Origin of the sequence: Mycobacterium rhizamassiliense, assembly GCF_900157375.1 — a bacterium.
Classification (GTDB): domain Bacteria; phylum Actinomycetota; class Actinomycetes; order Mycobacteriales; family Mycobacteriaceae; genus Mycobacterium; species Mycobacterium rhizamassiliense.
Genome location: NZ_LT721901.1, coordinates 4508412 through 4526293 on the forward strand (window position 1 = coordinate 4508412; position 17882 = coordinate 4526293).

General features: G+C 63.7%; 13 protein-coding genes and 1 pseudogene. 7 read left to right on the top strand and 7 right to left on the bottom strand.

The window, feature by feature from the left end:
- Positions 1-111: 111 nt before the first annotated feature.
- Positions 112-357, bottom strand: coding sequence for a hypothetical protein (locus MRAB57_RS21730; RefSeq protein WP_077089178.1), 246 nt, complete (start codon positions 355-357; stop codon positions 112-114).
- Between the two features lie 382 nt (positions 358-739).
- On the opposite strand from MRAB57_RS21730, the gene MRAB57_RS21735 reads away from it, so the two are divergent.
- The gene (locus tag MRAB57_RS21735) at positions 740-2425 is read left to right on the top strand and encodes a GMC family oxidoreductase (RefSeq protein WP_077089179.1); all 1686 of its coding nucleotides are present in this window, start codon (positions 740-742) and stop codon (positions 2423-2425) included.
- A 130-nt stretch (positions 2426-2555) separates the two neighbouring features.
- Positions 2556-3383 (top strand): DUF1906 domain-containing protein, encoded by an 828-nt coding sequence (locus MRAB57_RS21740; RefSeq protein ID WP_077089180.1) that lies wholly within the window; start codon positions 2556-2558, stop codon positions 3381-3383.
- A gap of 97 nt (positions 3384-3480) precedes the next feature.
- Here the strand turns inward: MRAB57_RS21740 and MRAB57_RS21745 are convergent, their stop codons facing one another.
- Positions 3481-4092: an LGFP repeat-containing protein gene (locus MRAB57_RS21745; protein ID WP_077089181.1), complete on the bottom strand. Its 612-nt coding sequence runs from the start codon at positions 4090-4092 to the stop codon at positions 3481-3483.
- 207 nt (positions 4093-4299) lie between these two features.
- On the opposite strand from MRAB57_RS21745, the gene MRAB57_RS21750 reads away from it, so the two are divergent.
- Positions 4300-4758, top strand: coding sequence for a DUF1942 domain-containing protein (locus MRAB57_RS21750; RefSeq protein WP_077089182.1), 459 nt, complete (start codon positions 4300-4302; stop codon positions 4756-4758).
- A 13-nt stretch (positions 4759-4771) separates the two neighbouring features.
- Here MRAB57_RS21750 and MRAB57_RS21755 read toward each other — a convergent pair whose 3' ends face one another.
- Positions 4772-6796 carry a serine/threonine-protein kinase gene (locus tag MRAB57_RS21755; protein ID WP_245836114.1) on the bottom strand — a complete coding sequence of 675 codons (2025 nt, stop codon included), beginning with the start codon at positions 6794-6796 and terminating at the stop codon, positions 4772-4774.
- Between the two features lie 178 nt (positions 6797-6974).
- A complete protein-coding gene (locus tag MRAB57_RS21760; protein WP_077089183.1) occupies positions 6975-9125 on the bottom strand; it encodes an EAL domain-containing protein in 2151 nt (716 codons plus the stop codon).
- Positions 9126-9493: 368 nt separating this feature from the next.
- On the opposite strand from MRAB57_RS21760, the gene MRAB57_RS28655 reads away from it, so the two are divergent.
- Together MRAB57_RS28655 and MRAB57_RS21765 are read left to right on the top strand one after the other, a co-directional pair.
- Positions 9494-9631 (top strand): hypothetical protein, encoded by a 138-nt coding sequence (locus tag MRAB57_RS28655; protein WP_157900650.1) that lies wholly within the window; start codon positions 9494-9496, stop codon positions 9629-9631.
- Between the two features lie 9 nt (positions 9632-9640).
- Complete coding sequence (locus tag MRAB57_RS21765) at positions 9641-10312, top strand: glycine-rich domain-containing protein (protein ID WP_157900651.1); 672 nt, start codon at positions 9641-9643, stop codon at positions 10310-10312.
- Here the strand turns inward: MRAB57_RS21765 and MRAB57_RS21770 are convergent.
- Both MRAB57_RS21770 and MRAB57_RS21775 read right to left on the bottom strand, forming a co-directional pair.
- The gene (locus MRAB57_RS21770; protein ID WP_077090758.1) at positions 10295-10816 is read right to left on the bottom strand and encodes a GNAT family N-acetyltransferase; all 522 of its coding nucleotides are present in this window, start codon (positions 10814-10816) and stop codon (positions 10295-10297) included. The genes MRAB57_RS21765 and MRAB57_RS21770 overlap by 18 nt on opposite strands.
- A 91-nt stretch (positions 10817-10907) precedes the next feature.
- Positions 10908-13022, bottom strand: a complete 2115-nt coding sequence (locus MRAB57_RS21775) for a putative bifunctional diguanylate cyclase/phosphodiesterase (RefSeq protein ID WP_245835974.1) — start codon at positions 13020-13022, stop codon at positions 10908-10910.
- Between the two features lie 536 nt (positions 13023-13558).
- On the opposite strand from MRAB57_RS21775, the gene MRAB57_RS21780 reads away from it, so the two are divergent.
- Positions 13559-14533, top strand: coding sequence for an alpha/beta fold hydrolase (locus MRAB57_RS21780; protein ID WP_077089186.1), 975 nt, complete (start codon positions 13559-13561; stop codon positions 14531-14533).
- Between the two features lie 91 nt (positions 14534-14624).
- A pseudogene (locus MRAB57_RS21785) lies at positions 14625-15934 on the top strand (cytochrome P450).
- Between the two features lie 45 nt (positions 15935-15979).
- On the opposite strand, the gene MRAB57_RS21790 reads toward MRAB57_RS21785, so the two are convergent.
- A complete protein-coding gene (locus tag MRAB57_RS21790; RefSeq protein WP_077089187.1) occupies positions 15980-17818 on the bottom strand; it encodes a putative bifunctional diguanylate cyclase/phosphodiesterase in 1839 nt (612 codons plus the stop codon).
- Positions 17819-17882: the final 64 nt, after the last annotated feature.

Below are 17882 nucleotides of genomic sequence, written 5' to 3' on the forward strand. Positions count from 1 at the left end.
GTTGCCGTTAACGCTCTAGAGAATATGCACGAATCGAATATGCAGGGTTACCAGTTGAGTACGCCGATTTCAGGTGGGGCGTCGCGCAGGAATGCCAAGCCATATTCGCTGCTAACCCATTGTCAAGATCGCGGCTGTGGCAACGCAAATCACCGTCATAAGGGCGACAAAAATCACCGTGATCGACGACGCGCGTATGAGCTCTTCTTCCGTCAGCCGCGAGCGCGGATTTTCGACGACATCGGTGTCCCCTAAACAGGCCTTCGCGTTTACTTTTGCGACCGCCAAAAGGACATCGTCATGGGCGTCGGCTGCGTCGATCTCGACTAGGTCTTGCGCGGCGATTGCGGTAGTCATATCAGCCCCTAGGCTCGCGGACGCGGTTAGGCGTTATCTGGAAGGTCGGATGCTTCGGCCTTCTTGTAGGTCCAAAGATAGGACTGCGAGATCACGATTGCGGTAACGATCCCTAACGGTCGCAGCACACAGTCGTGCTCCCACACTGCGCGGCGAGCCGAATCCGCATCCGTCAAGCTTCCATCGTGACGGAAGACTTCTTCCGGGAAGCTACTCCATTTTCGGTTCCGCGCCAGCATATTTGGGATCAGGTGGTGTGTTCGCAGCTTGTCTAGCTGTGTGGCCAGTGGCTGCCTTTGGGACCTTCCTGGACGTCTGGGTTTAGCAAGGATCGCTGGTCTTCGCGCACACTAGGACAGTCATCCCCTGACAAGATGACGGAATGAACACGGTCGCCGACTTCGATTTCATCGTCGTGGGAGCAGGCAGCGCGGGCTGCCTGCTCGCCAACCGGCTCAGCGCCGACCCCGATCGCCGCGTGCTCTTGATTGAGGCCGGCGGCAAGGATGACTGGTTCTGGATCAAGGTGCCGGTGGGCTATCTGTACACGATCGCCAACCCCCGCACCGACTGGTGCTTCACGACCGAGCCTGACCCCGGCCTGGCGGGCCGCAGCATTCACTACGCGCGGGGCCGGGTGATCGGTGGCTGCTCGTCGATCAACGCGATGATCCACATGCGCGGACAGGCAAGTGACTACGAGCTCTGGGCACAGGCCACCGGTGACGAGCGCTGGCTCTGGGGTGGCCCGGACAGTCCCGGCGACACACTCGCGATCTACCGAAAGTTGGAAAACTACTTCGGCGGAGCCGACGACTGGCACGGCGCCGGTGGTGAGATCCGCGTCGAGCTACCGCGGGTGCGCTGGAAGATCTTGGACGCCTGGCAGGCCGCCGCCGCTCAGGTGGGCATCTCCCCGATCGCTGAATTCAACCAGGGCGACAACGCGGGCTGCGCGTACTTTCACGTCAACCAACGGCGTGGCCGTCGCTGGTCGATGGCCGATGCCTTCTTGCATCCCATCGCCCATCGGCCGAATCTGACCGTCTACACGCAAACTCAGGCCTTGCGGCTCTTGATGGATGACCAGGTCCACAAGGATCAGCGTCGGGGTGCCTGGACCACGGCGCAGCACCGCGTCGCCGGTGTGCGCCTGCTCAAAGGCGGCCAAATCGTCGACGTCCGGGCACGCCAGGAGGTGATTCTGAGCGCCGGAGCGATTGGGTCGCCGCATCTGATGCAAGTCTCGGGTCTGGGCCCGGCGGGCCTGCTGAACCAGCATCAGGTGCCGGTGGCCGTCGATCTGCCCGGAGTGGGCGAAAACCTCCAAGACCACTTGCAGATTCGAACGATCTACCGGATCCGCGGCGCCCCGACCGTCAACACGCTGTACCGCAATTGGATCAGCCGTGCGGGCATGGGACTTCAGTACCTGTTGTTCCGATCGGGGCCCATGACCATGCCGCCTTCCACGCTCGGGGCTTTCGCCAAGAGCGACCCCGCGCTAGCCAGTTCCGATTTGGAGTGGCATGTGCAGCCCCTGTCTTTGCCGAAGTTCGGCGAACCCCTGCACCCCTTCGCGGCGATCACTCCCTCGGTTTGCAATCTGCGGCCCACCTCGCGTGGCCATGTGCGCATGGCCAGTGCAGATCCATTGACCTACCCGAAGATTTCGTGCAATTACCTGTCGACTGACGCCGATCGTCAAATCGCCGTGCGAGGCCTCCGGATGACCCGGCAGATCATGGCCGCACCTGCCCTCGCCCGCTACGGTCCGCAGGAGTTGCTTCCCGGCCTGCAACTGGTGAGCGACGACGAGCTGCAGAAGGCAGCCGGTGAATTGGGTACGACAATCTTCCACCCGGTGGGTACCTGCGCGATGGGCGCCTTCGACGCCCACGGTCGGCCGCGAGCGTCCACCACGGTGCTCGACACCGACTGCCGCGTATTTCGCGTCGCTGGCCTTCGCGTCGTCGATGCGTCGGCCATCCCCACCATCATTTCCGGCAACACCAACGCGCCGGTCATGCTCATCGCGGAGCGCGCAGCGCGGGCGATTGTGGGATAAGTCGTTCTCCCGCATGTCCTTTCGCGGTTGTAGCCGAATGGTCACCGCTTGGTATCGATTTGGGAATGCAACCGCGTTTCGGCTGGCGCAGGTCTATCGGTAACAACAGCCACATCGTTAACATCGCGCGATGCACAATTTCCCCCCGGCCGCCAGTAGCGCGCGACCGCGTGTCGTTTCCCGGCGCGACGCCTTGCGCTACGCCACGGCGCTGGCCGGCCTGGGTGCCGCGTCGGTAGGTGTCCGCATTCCGACAGCGGCTGCCGCCGCTCCCCCTCAGCTGATCGACTTTGCCGCACACCAGATTCCGGCGCAGCAGATCCGGGCTGCCGGCTACAGCGGCGTGGTCAACTACGTTTCGATGTCGCGGCCCGGCTCGTCGTTCGGCGCCAAACCGATCACCCGGTCCTACGCCGATTCGTTGATAGCCGCGGGTTTGGTGATCGTCAGCAACTACCAATACGGCAAGCCGGGTAGCTCGGCACCGTCGGACTTCACGCGGGGCCACGCGGGCGGCATCGCGGACGCGCGCACCGCCTGGGGGTTGCACACCGCGGCAGGCGGCGGCCAGGGTGCGCCGGTGTTCTTCACGATCGATGAGGACATCAATCGCGACACCTGGAATCACACCGCGCTGCCGTGGTTTCGCGGAATCAACTCGGTTCTTGGGGTTCAGCGCACTGGGGTCTACGGAGGGGTCAGGGTGTGCCAGTGGGCCGTGGCCGATGGCGTTGTCGGGTCTTCGAGCACACCTGGCCGCCGGTGGGTCTGGCAAACCCGAGCCTGGTCCGGCAGTCAGGTCGACCCCGCCGCTGTTCTCTACCAGCGCGTCGTGAGCACTGCGTCCAATCCGGGGCCGAAGGTCGGCGGACTCGAAGTGGACGTCAACGACGTCCTGGCCCCCGACTGCGGCCAGTGGAACCTCCATGCGGGCCGTCCAAGCGGCGATGTGCGATAGGCGTTGCTTGCGCGGGCGGTGGTGACGCCCAAGCCGCTCCCCTGCGTCGTGCGGCTTGCGTCTCCTCTAATGATTCTGTGCGCCAAACAGTTTCGGGCTACAGCCCGGACGGCACGACCTTGCCGTTGATCGTCACAGTGACCTGGTCGGTCTTCGGGTTGTACTCGATCTTGCCGTGCTCGAAGGTCGACACCTGAAGATCGCCAACGGTGTTCGCGTCGCTGGTGGGCAAGCCCAGCGGACCTGCCGAACCGTTGGTGCCGGTAGCCGCGGGTGTGCCGTCCGGGTTTCGTGGGACGTTCCAGGCCTCCCGGACCCTGCCCAGGATGATGTACGCGGGCGTGCCGGGCTGGTCGTTCCTCGCGGTGATCGCGCCGCCCTGGAACTGCTGGAACACCACGCCGCTGTCCCGCGTCCCCGCGTTGCGGTCACCCGTCAGCGGCTTGCCGAGAGCCTTCTTCTGATCATCGGTTGCCGATGAGTACTTGGTAGCGATCGGGCCGGTCAGAGTCACCTCGACGTCGCGCTCCCCGGTGAGCTTCACCTCGGTCGGAGGCGCTGGGGTGGTTGTGGACGTGGACGCGGCGTTCGCACTGGTCTGAGGCGGTGCCGACGCGTCGACGCTCTTGCCGTTGCTGCAGCCGGCGGTAATCAGCGCGACGGCGGCCAGGCCGACGACTGCCGGGTGGCGATAAACGATCGTTCTCATGGGCTTCCCCCTACTCGCGTGTTCCTGTGGGTCAGGTTGCGGCTCCGAACGAACTTACGACGCGGTCATACACAGCGAGCCAGAGGCCCGAGTCAAAATCGCCGGTGCGCGAATAGCAAACACCAGGTTTGAAAGTCCAAGCTGTGGATAACCCCCACCTTCAGCTGCCGCTCCTGGATAGTCGGCACATTAAGAAGGGAGCCCGACGTGGCGTTCTCATACATTGCATCGAAAACAACTGCAGCAACGGTTGCATTGGCGGCTGTCGGACTCCTTACGGCGACACCGGCATTAGCTGACCCACAAGTGCTGCAGTTCGGCCAGATGGCAGAGCTTTCCAGTAATGGCGGCACCATCGACTACACCGTGAGCAACCTGCAGCCCAGCGGCCACAACGACGGCGTGTGGTATTCCGACGTCACGGCCAAAGGTGTGAGCGGTAACGCAACTCCCAACATTGCCGACTTCAACGCTCGGGCCGTCAACAGCTCGACGTTCGCGGTGATGAAGGGCAACCAGTCCGACGGCCTTCCCGAGGGGCCACTCCCCTTGGGCACCCCGGTCACTGGGCGCCTTTACTTCAACGTTCGCAGCGGCACGAACCCCGACAGCGTCGTGTACCGCGACGCCGGCGGCACGGACAAGGTCGTCTGGAAAGGCCAGTAACCGCGCCCCCGCGTCAGCGCTCGATCACCGTCACCGAGCCATGGTTCAGGTCGCTGGTGACGTAGGCGAAATGTGTGGTTGGGTCGATGGCGATGGCGAGCGGATTGTTGCCCACCGCAAGAATTCCGGTGACGATGCGCCGAGTGGTGTCGATCACCGAAACGGACCCGCCGCTGTAGTTGGCCACGTACGCGGTATTCGTCGGGGGGTCCACCGCCACCCCCGCGGGGCGTTGCCCGACGGGCACACTAGCGGCGACGCCGAGACTGATGGTGTCGACGAGAGACACCGATGCATCATCGCCGCTGGCGATATAGGCGGTGTGCGATGCGCTATCGACGGCGATACCGGCCGGGTGGACACGAAGCGCGACCGAGCCGATGACGGTTCGGTTCGCGGTATCGATAACCGTCACCGTTGGATCGGTATTGGTGACAAACAAGCGATGAGCGATCCGATCGATGGCGACGCGGCTTGGCCCCTTTCCGGCGGGCACCGTCGCCGTTACGGTGTGCGTCGTCGTGTCGATGACCGACACCGATGCGTTATCACCCTCAGTGACATAGGCGATCCGGGCATCCGGGTCGACCGCTACCCCGCCCGGATGGCTACCGACGCTTATTCTGGCGATGACCTTGCCGCTGGCCATCTCGATGACCGACACCGAGGCGTCATCGAAGTTTGTGACGTACACGGTTCGAGTTGACGGATCCGCGGCAACACCCACCGGGTGGCGTCCCACAGCGATGGTGGCTGTGACCGTGCGGCTGGTGGTGTCGACCACCGAGACGGAGTTGGCACCGGTGTTCGCGACATAGGCGGTGTGTCCGACCGAGTCGACCGCGACGCCGAAGGCGCCATTGCCCACCCGTATCGAGGTGGCGATCGTGGGTGGGCCGCTCGGCACTGCGGTCACTGCCGCGCTAGGTGTGCCTCCCCCGCTAGGGTTCGATGGCGGCGGCGCCGCTGTCGGCTGCGTCGATCGAGTCGTGGATGGGTGTGTGCGCAGCAGGTAGAAGCCCGCGGCCCCCGACGCCACCGCCACCGCAATCACCGCGGCGATCACCCATGACCGCTTGGCGCGCGTGCGGTTCTCGGCCATCGCCTGCCCCGGGCCGAAGTGCAATGGTTTGTGCGCCTGCTGCGTGGGCTCACTCGGAAATGAGTCCACTTGTGTGGGGGCAGTGTCATCGGCGTTGTGGGACTGTGCATTCGGGTCCGGCGCGGGTAGCGGGACCGTGATCGCGTCGCGCGCGGCGCGTGCCATATCCACCGGGGTGGCGTAGCGGTGCTCAGGGTCCTTGGCCATACCGGTGGCGATGACCGCATCGAACGCCGGCGGTGCGCCGGAGTCGGATGGTCGCGGCGGCGGGGTCGCCAGATGCCCAGCCACCTGTTGCTCGATGCTGTCACCGGGATAAGGGGCGCCACCCGTCAAGCACTCATAGAGCACGCAGGCCAGTGCGTAGATGTCCGAGCGTGCATCGGCCTGACCGACTCTGAATCGCTCCGGTGCCATGTAGCGCAGCGTGCCGACCACCGCGTCCGTCCCGGTTAGACCGGTCTCGCCCACAACGCGTGCGATCCCGAAATCGATCAGATACGCAAAGTCGTGTTCATCGAGCAAGATGTTGGAGGGCTTGATATCTCGATGAACCAATCCCATCTTGTGCGCGGCGTAGACGGCTTGGGCCACCTGCTCGACGATATGCACCGCGCGTGCGGGAGACATCGCAGTGGAGGCCAGCACGGTTGCCAGGTCGCGGCCCTCGATCAGCCGCATGTCAACGAACAGCCGCCCGTCGATCTCGCCGTAGGTGTGAATCGGCACCACGTGCGGGTTGCTCAATCGTGCCGCTGCGTGGGCCTCGCGACGGAATCGCTGTTGAAACGTCCTGTCCGCGGCAAAATGCGCCGGGAGCACTTTTAGCGCGACTACCCGATCGGTCACGGTGTCATAGGCTCGCCAGACTTCCCCCATGCCGCCTCTGCCGAGCAAAGTGATCAGGCGGTACCGGCCGAACGGAGTCCCTTCCACCGAAACCTCCCGACAGCTGCGATTCAGCAACACGATAGTCCACCGGTGGTGCGGCAGGCTAGCAACCGTTGCGGTAGCGTCGGCAAACATAAATCAAGATGGAGGGACCGACACTGCTCCGATAGTTGCCGCTAAATATGCTGTGCCACAGCAGGATTGATTTTTGAACTTGGAATCATCAAGAGCTAGGGCCGGGTTGACCGGCCGCGAGGCGAAATACACCGGCTTGAAAGCGCCGCTGTTTATACATGGCCTGATCGGCGCAGTCGAGGATGGCGTCTATCGACCGGCCATCCCCCGGTCGGTGGGCCGCGGAGCCGATCGTCAAGACGATGGAGATCTGTGTTCCGTCGGCGACGACAATCGGTGTCTTCTGCACCTGGCTTGTTATTCGGTGGGTGAGGTGTGCGAGCCCGGGATCGTCGACGGTGTTGGTGATAACCAGGAATTCGTCGCCACCCCAGCGGGCGACGAGATCATCGCCGTCGATAGCGGCGAGTAGGCGGCCGGCGACCTCAATCAACAATTCATCGCCTGCTTGGTGGCCGCATCGGTCGTTGACGGACTTGAATTGCTCGATGTCGCAGAACAGGATGCCGTAGCCCTCGTCGGCCGCGTCGAGGCGCTCTAGCTGGCCCCACGCCGCAGAGCGGTTGGCAATCTTCGTCAGGGTGTCAGTGGTGGCCTGGCGGGCCAACTCGGCCTCGCGCATGCGGTCGGCGGTGACGTCGAGGATTTGCGAGACGAAGCAATGAGGCTGATTACGGTGGCCCTGTACGAGCACGGCGGTGAGGTCGCACCATACGATGCGTCCGTCGGCGGCGATGAAACGCTTGTCCATGCGGTAACTGCGGCGGCGCCCCGCGAGGCACTCGCCGAGCAAAGCCAGATCGGCATCCAGGTCGTCGGGATGAGTGATCTCCTGAAAGGTTAGTCCTGCCAGAGCTTTTCGGCCGTAGCCGAGTATCGTCCGCAGTGCCCGGTTGGTGCGCTGGAAGGAGCCGTCGAGGCCGACGATAGCCATCCCGATCGGCGAATGCGTCAGTGCCAGTTCGAATCGTCGCTCCCCGAGTAGGTCGAAATCAGCGAAGGACTGATCCACCGGCTCGGCGAGGGCACCGCAGGCCCCAAAGCCGTGGGTATGGGAGTGGGGCCTGCTCAGGTAGTAACCCTGCGCCCAGGGGATGCCGGCGGCGCATACGGCGTCCAATTCGCCTTGGCTCTCCACCCCTTCGGCGATCACGGTCGCGCCGATCTGCGCGGCGAACTCGGCAATGGATTGCGCCAGTCGCCGCCGAGCGTCGTCGGCGTCGATGTTGCGGGTGATGGACTGATCGATCTTGATGAATTCCGGTGCGAGTTCCAGCACGTGGGAGAACGAGGAAAAGCCGGCGCCGACATCATCGACGGCCACCCGCATGCCGCGTGCCCGGCATGCTTCGAGCACCTCGTCGAGGGCGTCATAGTTCTCGACGGCATCATGCTCGGTGATTTCCAGCACGAGGCGCGAGGGGTCGACCCCGGCGAGCAGTTCGGGCCACGGAGCCAGCAGCACCGCGGACGGAGAGATGTTCACGGTGACGAATCCATCTTTGGGCAGCTGAGGCAGCAGCGACAGGGCGCGCGCGACGACCGCGGTCTCCAACTCGATGTCCAGGCCCAACAGCGCGGCCTCGCCGAGGACAAGATCGGGTCGAAACGGTTCGCACGGGAAGCGCGCGAGCGCCTCGACGCCGACCACCTTTCCCGAGACGACATCGTGCACCGCTTGGAAGATGACCTCGAAATCGCGCTCGGCCACCACCCGGCGGATCCCCTCGCGCTGCTCGGCGTGGATATTCGTCGAGTTCGCCGGCAACTCCAGCAAGGCGCCGATGAGTTCAGCCATTTTGTTGACGATGCGTAGGTCCACGTCGGCGAGATGCGGCTTCGCCTGCTGGCTCACCGCGCACACCATCCCGACCGTGGAGCCATCTGCGCCGAGCAACGGAACACCTACATAGGCCCCCAGCCCCAGTTTCTGCGTTCTGGGCAGCACGGAGGCAGTCTTGTCGGCAGAAGTGTCCGGGATGACGGCGGGCAGCCGCCCGTCGATAACGCGGACGCTGTACGACCCGGTCAGCGATGAGCGGTCGCCGGGCGACCAGCCCAAGATATCGGTGTCGCCGTCGATCGCCTCGACTACTTGCATGCCTTGGCGAAACGACGCTATCCACGCCGTGTCAAGACCCAGGCGAAGCCGCAACAGGCCCAACAGAGTTCGAACCAACTCCACGGAGTTTGCTGGTTCGTCGCTCGGTGGGTGCGCAGCCTGCCCCTCGGCCCCCATAACGACATGGTAAACCCGCATTCGGGACCAGGGTTTGGAATGGCATCGCGATTACGCCGCGATGGGGTCGAGAACGTCCCCGATAGGTTGCAGAGCTATACCGGCGACCCCAGCTCGAACCTGCGTGGTGCTCAATTGCGTTTTCCGGCAACAGCTTCAGGTGAGGGCGTCTTGATCAGGTGTCACCGTCTGGTAGTAGCCCTGGCGACATCAGTATCCCGAGCATGCCATCCTTGTCCCCCAATCGGTGGACAGCGGGTTCCTCCCGCGAATCATCCGATCGGTGGACTGACAAAATATTCACGCATCGCAATACTTGCATTGAAGGGCTTCGGGGAGACCGGCCCAACAACTGGAAGGCGCTAACAATGAGCATCGAAAAGAACACCACCGAGACCCTCACGATCGGCAGACTCACCATCGCCAGCCCAGCGGGGCGCTCCGCCGAGCTTTTGTGCTTCTGCAAGTCTTCCGACGCCAACCCTGGCTTCGCACAGGCTCGGTAAACTGCCGTGGTGCTTGAAGGTCGACTTGCCGAGGCGTTGGCCTTCAACGCACCCTTTGTGATCGATCGACTTGTCAAAGATCGGGTCGCCGATACGCCGGCATTCGCGGAATTGCTCTTCACCGAGGTGAAAAGGTATCTCGTGCTGTGCGAGGCGACACCCGACATGACGTTTGGCATGTGCTCGTCGATGGTGGACGAAGCCTGGCACGCTTTTATCCTCTTCACGACCGAGTACACGGAATACGGTCGCAACTACTTCGGAAACTACATCCACCATTCGCCCGCCGACGAGCATGGCGCCCCCGAGCCAACCGGGGCTAGCGGTCAGGCGCAAAAGGCGGCCTCCTTCAACGATTTTCGTCAGCGATATGAGGAGCTGTACGGCCACCCGCTGCCGGCCGTCTGGTACGACGACAGCAGCATCGAGCCCTCCCGCCGCGTCATCAACACCAGGGCCGGGCTGTTGACCTCGAACGTCGACGACCACACCATCCACTTGGCGGACGAGCACGGGACCACCGTGCTGTCGGTCAATGAATTGGCTTGTGAGGCCGTGGATTTCATCGCCCAGGCACGCGACTTCTATGTGCGCGAACTCCCCGGCGACCTGACCGAGGAAGAGAAAATCGGCATAATCGCGCCGCTTGTCCGTCTGGGCGTGTTACGCCTGGCGCCCTAGCGGGGTGACATACCTGACCTGGTGGACCGGCGCCCCACCGAGGACTACGGGTTTTTGCACTCCGTCGCTCGTCCATCCATTGCGTTCGTAGAACTGTCGGGCCCGCATGTTGGTGGCCAGGACCCATAAGAAGGCCTGTTCGTGGCCGGCCTGACTCAGTCGTTCGCACCCGGCGGCCAGCAGGGCGCGGCTGACTCCTGAGCCCCAGTGCGGCGGGTCGACATACAGCGACCAGATTTCGCCGCCGTCGATTATGTGGTCGTCGCGCGATCGGCCGATGGTGATGTGGCCGCGTATCGTGTCGCGATCAGTGGCAACCAGCGTGTACGGGCCTTGCCGCACGTCCATCCCGTCGAATGCGTATCGAATTGCCATGTCCTCGGGACGTATTCCGTCGAGAAAGTCCTGTGCGACGAGATCTCGGTAGCCCTGCTGCCAAGATCGGACGTGGACGCGGGCTACGGCCATCTTGTCTGCTGCTGTCGCCTCCCGGACCTCAACCACCTCCGAAGTATCACCCTGGGCAGTTCGGGTCTCCAAGGGTGTAGCAGGTGATTTCGTCGACTGGTGTCGTGACGGATGCGCGGCCTCGAGCTCAATTGGCGGTAGAAGGGACGGAGATTTCGGTGAGGCCCGCTGCTGCCCCGAAGAGGTAGCCTTGCGCCAATCCGCATCCGGCCCGGAAAACTGTGTCGGCCTGTTCGGTCGTTTCGATGCCTTCGGCTATTACGTTGAGGCCCAGCGCTTCGCACAATCCGATGACCGACCGGTACAGCGTGAGGTTGCGTCCCGGCTCGACGCCCGTTGCGAGGCCACGGTCAAGCTTGACGATTTGCACGGGCAACTCGTGCAGGTACGTCAGCGAGTTGTAGCCCGCGCCGAAGTCGTCCAGGGCCACCCTGATCCCAAGGTCGGTCAGGCGTCCGATGGCGGCCGCGCCGTCGGCGAGATCGACGACGGGGACGGTCTCGGTGATTTCCAGGACCAGTCGGTGCGGCGATAACCGGTGTCGCGCAAGCGTGCGGCTGATGACATCTTCGAATTCGACGCTGCCCAGTCGCGCGGCGCCGACATTGATGTGGACGTCCACATCGAGGCCCGCGGCTTGGATCTCCGCGCACGCCAAATCGAGCACCATGGCATCGAATTGCGCCCCCATGCCGTTCGCCTCAGCCAGCGAGACGAAGGTCTGGGGCGGAATCTGTGTCCCGCTCGGTGTCGTCCACCGGGCAAGCGCCTCCACCGCCACCGGGATGCCCTGTGGGAGGGAAACGACGGGCTGGTACTTCAGCCGAAAGCCTTCCGGGACACACCCATTCGTTTGCCGTAGTGCCGTCGGAAAATCCTCCGACGCACTGTACGCCGGGTGGTAGACGACGGCGGTGTCCTTGCCCAGCCGCTTCCCCGTGTACATCGAGATGTCGGCCTGCCGAAGCAGGTCGTCGGACGTCGGCGTAACACCGTCACCGCCGGGACTGACCAGGCCCATGCTGGCGCGCACCCGGACGGAAGTCCCGTGCACCGAGAATGGACTCCGAAGCGCCACCCGTAGCTTGTCGGCGAACTTTTCGGGTGTCTCGACATCGCCCGCTACCAGGATGGCGAACTCGTCTCCCCCGATGCGAGCCAGCGTGTCGCCGGGTCTGAGGCAGCCCCCTAGGCGCTCGCTGATCGCGCGCAGCAGCTCGTCGCCCGCGGCGTGCCCGAATTGGTCGTTGACCTCCTTGAAGTCGTCGATGTCGACGAAGATCAAGACGAACGGCTCCTCACGTATCGCCTCGTCCAGCCGCTGCGCCAACAGCAGTCGATTCGGCAGGCCGGTCAACGCATCGTGGTGGGCCTGGTGGGCAAGTCGGCGCTTGGCGTCGACGAGCTGTTCTGTCAGCATCCGCTGCACGCGCATCGCCACCACGTAGCGGGTCGCGACCAGCAGCGCCATCGCCAAATACGTGCTGACAAAGATCGGGTCGACCCTGCGGCCGATGAGCACGTGGAACGTGAGGAGAGTGGTGCTGCCCATGAAGCCCACGTACGGCAGGGTCAACTGCGCCCAATTGTTCGGCTGTTCCAGCTCGTCCTGAGGGGGCCGGGACCGCGGCGGCAGTTCGAGCAGGCTCCACGTGATCAACAGCGGAGCGACGACGAAGCCGACGCCGACCGCAAGGTCCAGCTTTGTCACGCCGACGCTGCGAAGGTAGGCCAGCAGCCTGTCCGAAGAGGCGAGGGTGATCACCGCCGCGGCAAGCAACATGTAGTTTGCCCGGCCCGGCCGGTACGGCGGGTACCACATCGCAAGGAGAACGGCGCCCACCACCACGACGAGCTCGACACCGGCGATGCCGAAGACGACTTCGGAATTGGTCGACCGCGGCAGCGCGGCGCCGTCCATGGCGCCCATGCGGGCGACGTACACCAGGTGACAGAACGCCAACGCCGCCAGCAAGCCATCGAGGACGGTCGTGGTTATCGCCGGCCAGGATCGCACCCAGGCCCTGACGTCGCGACGGTGGCCGGCACGCACGAGAAGCACCATCGCCCCGGCGAATAAGGCGCCGGCGGCAAAGTAGCCGACGACGGCGGGCTCCGGCGCGATCGCAACGCGGTCGTCGGCGCGATCGAGCCGCGACAGAAACTCGGCGGTCATGAAGGTGGCGATCGCCGCGAGGAGCAATACCCGCCACCACCGCCACAGGCCGGTGACCCGACGCACGACCACGAGCCCAACGAGTAAGGCGGCACAACAGACCGTTATTTCGAGGACAAACTGCACGCGTTGCGCCGCCGCCACTCCCCACAGCCCGAGCGCGTTGAACCCTGCCGTCGCGACGACGACGGCAGTTAGCCCGCGACGCAGGCGCCCACTCCCAAACGACAACGCGCCCCCTTACCACCCGCGGCGTTGACGTTCAATATCCTGGCAGAATAATTTGCCGACCGGAACCTTTATCGCCCAATTAGCTAGGTCCCGTCGTCAAACGTAATTTGCGAGGCGTGGCAGGCGGATAACCGCAGTGTCACGTCCTTAAGCGGAAACCCGTTCCGACGTCGTCCTGTCCCCATCGCGGGCTCGCCCAGCCGGTCGCAGGAAATGCGACGAATCGACGACGATTGATATTCATAGTTGCTTGATTCGATTGTGCACAAATAGGTTTCGCGTGCCCGATAATTATCGGGCTCTATTGATTGATGTTCTAGAGTCAGGGCGTAAATCGCCTCGGCGCTTTTTCCCACCGAAAGGACGACGCGTTGAAGCAGCGGCTGGTTGACACCAATGGTGTACGACTCAGGGTCACCGAGGCAGGCGAGCCCGGTGCTCCGGCGGTGATCCTCGCACACGGATTTCCGAGCCTTGGGTACTCGTGGCGCCACATTGTTCCGGTGCTGGCCGATGCGGGCTATCACGTGCTGGCGCCTGACCAGCGTGGCTATGGCGGCTCATCTTGCCCTGAGGCGGTCGACGCGTATGACATCGACGCGCTCACCGCCGATCTGGTGGGGCTGTTGGATAATATCGGCGCGCAAAGTGCGGTCTGGGTTGGTCATGACCTCGGTGGCATGGTGGTCTGGGCTGCCGCCCAGCTGCACCCAGAGCGGGTGGCGGGCGTGGTGGGGTTGAACTTTCCGCCAGCGCCCCGCGGAAAGCTGCCGACAACGCAGGCGCTTCGCAAGATGGTCGGTGACAGCTTCCTATACATGTTGTATTTCCAAGAGCCTGGGACCGCCGACACCGAACTCGGCCACGACCCGGCCCGAGCCTTGCGTCGAATTACGAGCTTCGGCCTGCAATCACTCACTGATCCAGTCGCAGCGAGCCGCATGATCGCACCGGGACCGATGGGATTTATCGACCGGCTACCTGAGCCAGGCGAACCTCCGCCTTGGCTCGACAGCTCTGAATTCGATTACTATGTAACCGAATTCACTAAAACAGGTTTTACTGGGGCGCTGAACTGGTACCGCAACTTCGACCGCAACTGGGAAATCTTGGGCAACCCGGTGGCTGCCACCGTCGCTGTGCCGGCGTTGGTGATCATCGGCACCGATGACCCTACGCAGGGATTCACTCCACGGGCTCGCGCCAAGCAAGTGGTCACTGGTCCATACCGTGAGGTGACACTCGATGGTGCGGGCCACTGGTTGCAGGAAGAGAGGGCCACCGAGGTCAACACCGAGCTGCTTCAGTTTTTAGCTGACCTGCGGGAAGACCGGACCAGGGGCTGATCCCCCAATCCCCAGCCCAGACCGCTCGGGCCGCTCGGTGGCCCGTCGCGCGCCTCTATCCATACGGACAGCCAAGGCGAACAATGTCGGTGTGGAACTCAAGCTGCGGGCCCATTGGCTGCTGGGATACGGGCCGGCTCGTGTGGCGCTGACGCAGCTCGCCCGCCGCGGGGATCCGTTCGCCCAGTTGGTTGTCGATAACAGTCAGCCCGGCAACGGCAATTGCCTCACTGAGCAGATCCGCGAGCGGGGCCGCCTATCGTCGGTGGTCGGCAACGGGTGGGTCACCGCCGATGCGCAGATCGTTCGGGATGTGTTCCGAGACGACAGGTTCCGAACTTTCAAGCCGCGGGATCGGTCGCCTTTTCGGGTCGTTCAGTGGCTGGTCGCGAAGACCAATCCTGGTGTGCTGAATGGCTTGGAGCCGCCGTCTTTGCTGGTGGTCGATCCGCCCGAGCATGCGCGGCTGCGGCGCCTGGTGTCGCGGGCGTTCACCCCGCGAGCGACCGACAGACTTCGTGACCGCATCGAGGAAATCGTCAATGGTGTGCTCGACGATCTGGATAGCGAGACCCATTGCGATTTGATCGCCAGCTATGCCTCACGAGTCCCCATCGAAGTGATCGCGGAGATGCTGGGAATCCCCGGCAGGAGGTACCCAGCCTCTACGAATTCGCTGATCCCAGCGCCAAACTGCTGACCGCCACGGTGCCCTCCTGGAAGGACTTCAGGACTGCCCTCACGGCGTTGCGAGAGTTTGAAGGCTACCTCGACGCGCATATCGAGCGGCTCCGCCGCGGTGGTGGCGACAACAGCATCTTGTCCGCCGTCCTCCAAGACAGGGATCTCACCGACCTGGAGGTCAGGATGTTCGCCGGCCTGCTGCTCGGCGCCGGGTTCATCACTACCACCTACGCATTCGGTAGTGCAGTGGCGACGCTTGTCGACCACCCTGATCAACTGGCCCGGCTGCAAGCACACCCCGAAGGCTGGCCCAACGCGGTCGAAGAGACGTTGCGCTACCACGCCGTCGTTCAACTCGCCGCCAGGCTGGCCACCCAAATGCTGCAGATCGACGGCCACACCGTGCGGGAGGGCTCGACCGTTTTCCTTATGATCGCCGGCGCCAACCGCGATCCAGCCCTCTTCGAACGCCCCGACGAATTCGACACCACCCGGGCCAACGCTCGCGACCACATCAGCTTCGGCACCGGCATCCACGCCTGCCTGGGCGCACCCTTGGCGCGGATGGAACTGAACATTGGTCTGCGGGCGCTCTTCGAACGCTTCCCTCGACTGGGCCTCGCCGGCGAGCCGATTCTGAACGACAGCACCTTGCTGCACGGATTCAAACACCTCCCCGTCAGCCTCGGACCCGCGCGGGCGCCGCTAAGCTTCTAAAACCATTGCGCTGCAACGGAGTTGAATCTAGGCAAGCCGCTTGACCTAATCGCGGAGGAATTCGACACCAACGAAGCGCTGGGCAAACAGCGCGCCCATCTGCATACCGGACAGGGGCCTAGAAAACAGAAAGCCTTGTGCACGCCTGCATCCCAGCTCGAGGAGGGCCTTGGCGTCGTCGACCGTTTCCACCCCCTCGGCTACCGCATCGAGCCCGAAGGCATCGGCCAGTCCGAGTATCGATCGCACGACGGCCAGGCGCTTCGGATCCCGTTTGAGGTCGCGGATGAATCCCCTATCGATTTTCAGAGCGTCGATCGGCAGCGAGGTTAGGTATTCGAACGCGCTGTAGCCGGTACCGAAGTCGTCAATAGCGATCTGCACGCCGATGTCTTTGAAGGCGTTCAACGTCTTTTGCGTGGTTTCGATGTCTGCGATCACGACACGCTCGGTGATTTCCAGGCATAGCGTCGATGGCTGGATGCCGAACTCGTCGAGCGTCGCGGCTACCCTTTCGACTACGCCCTCGTCGACGAGCTCCATGGCCGAGACGTTGATGCGCAGCGTGGGATTGTCTGCCAGGCCTTGGTCGCGCCACTGCGCAACCTGCGCACAGGCGGCACGCACGACGAGGCGACCCAGCTTTTCGGCCAGTATCGTCGATTCGGCCACGTCGATGAATGCATCGGGCATCAGTAGGCCCAAACTTGGGTGGCGCCAACGCATCAACGCCTCGGTGCCCACGACCGCACCGGTGCGCATGTCGACTTCCGGCAGATAGTGCAGCACGAGATCGTTACTGGCATCGGGCTCTTCCAGGCGCAATTCGACCTCGTTGCGGATGGCCTTTTTCATCGCCATCTGCGGGCTGAACGCGACGACCCTGGCCCCGCCGGCTTTCTTGGCTGATTGGGTCGCCAGATCGAGCCGACTCAGCAGCACCGATGCGTTGTCCTCACCGGGCACACCGGTGGCGACGCCGACGCTGACGGTCCGGGCAAACAGGTAGCTACGGGATCGCACCTGAGTTTGAAGCTGACGGTGGATCCCCAGCGCCAGCGTGAAGATGCTTTGAGCGTCCATGGGAGCGTGCGGAAGCACCGCGAACTCGTCTCCCCCGAACCGGGCGATCGCCGCCGGGAAGTCTGCGGCTTCGCGCAGCACCGTGGCGAAAGTCAGGATGAAGCGATTGCCCGCATCCTGACCGAAGACGTCGTTGATCGCCTCCAGGCGGTCCACGTCGAAAAACACCACCGAGACCGGACCCGGCATCCCCGGGGCCAGCCGCTGGTCCAGCTGGGCGATCAAGGTGCGCCGGTTCAGCAGGCCGGTCATGTCGTCGTGTTCGGCGAGCCAGCGCAGTTGTTGGTCGGCGACGATGCGGGCCTGCAGCTGAGCGAAAAGCGTCGCGATGGTCTGCAGCGCCTCGAGCTCCTCGGCGAACCATTCCCGATCGCCGTATTTGCCGAAGGCCAGGACGCCGGTCGTCACCTCGCCGGACAGCAGTGGCACCGTCGCAATCGATACCGAGGGGACGCCGGTGCCTTGCACGATAGTTCGTTGATAGTCAGCGTGGTCCCGATCGGGACGCATCACCGCGGGCTCTTTGAGATGTTCGGCCGCCGCGAAAACCGAATCGGCGTCGCCGAAATACACCACCCCGATCGGATCGGGATCGGCGTTCCGCGGCGGGAACTCGGCGATAAGCACGGTCGCGCCGATCTTGTGATCGTTGTGGCGCAAGAATCCGAAATCCTGACCCAGGGCCTCGACGAGGAGGGTCAGCACCCGCTGGCTGATCGCAGCGGAATTTGCTGCGGTCGCCGCCATCAACTCGGCGGCGGCCGCAGTCACCAGGCTGTTCAGCGTGGCATCGTCCGCCATGTGCTAACGGTACTCTCGGGACCCGCCGACCAATACGTCCTTGACCGGCATCGTTTCCGGTTGG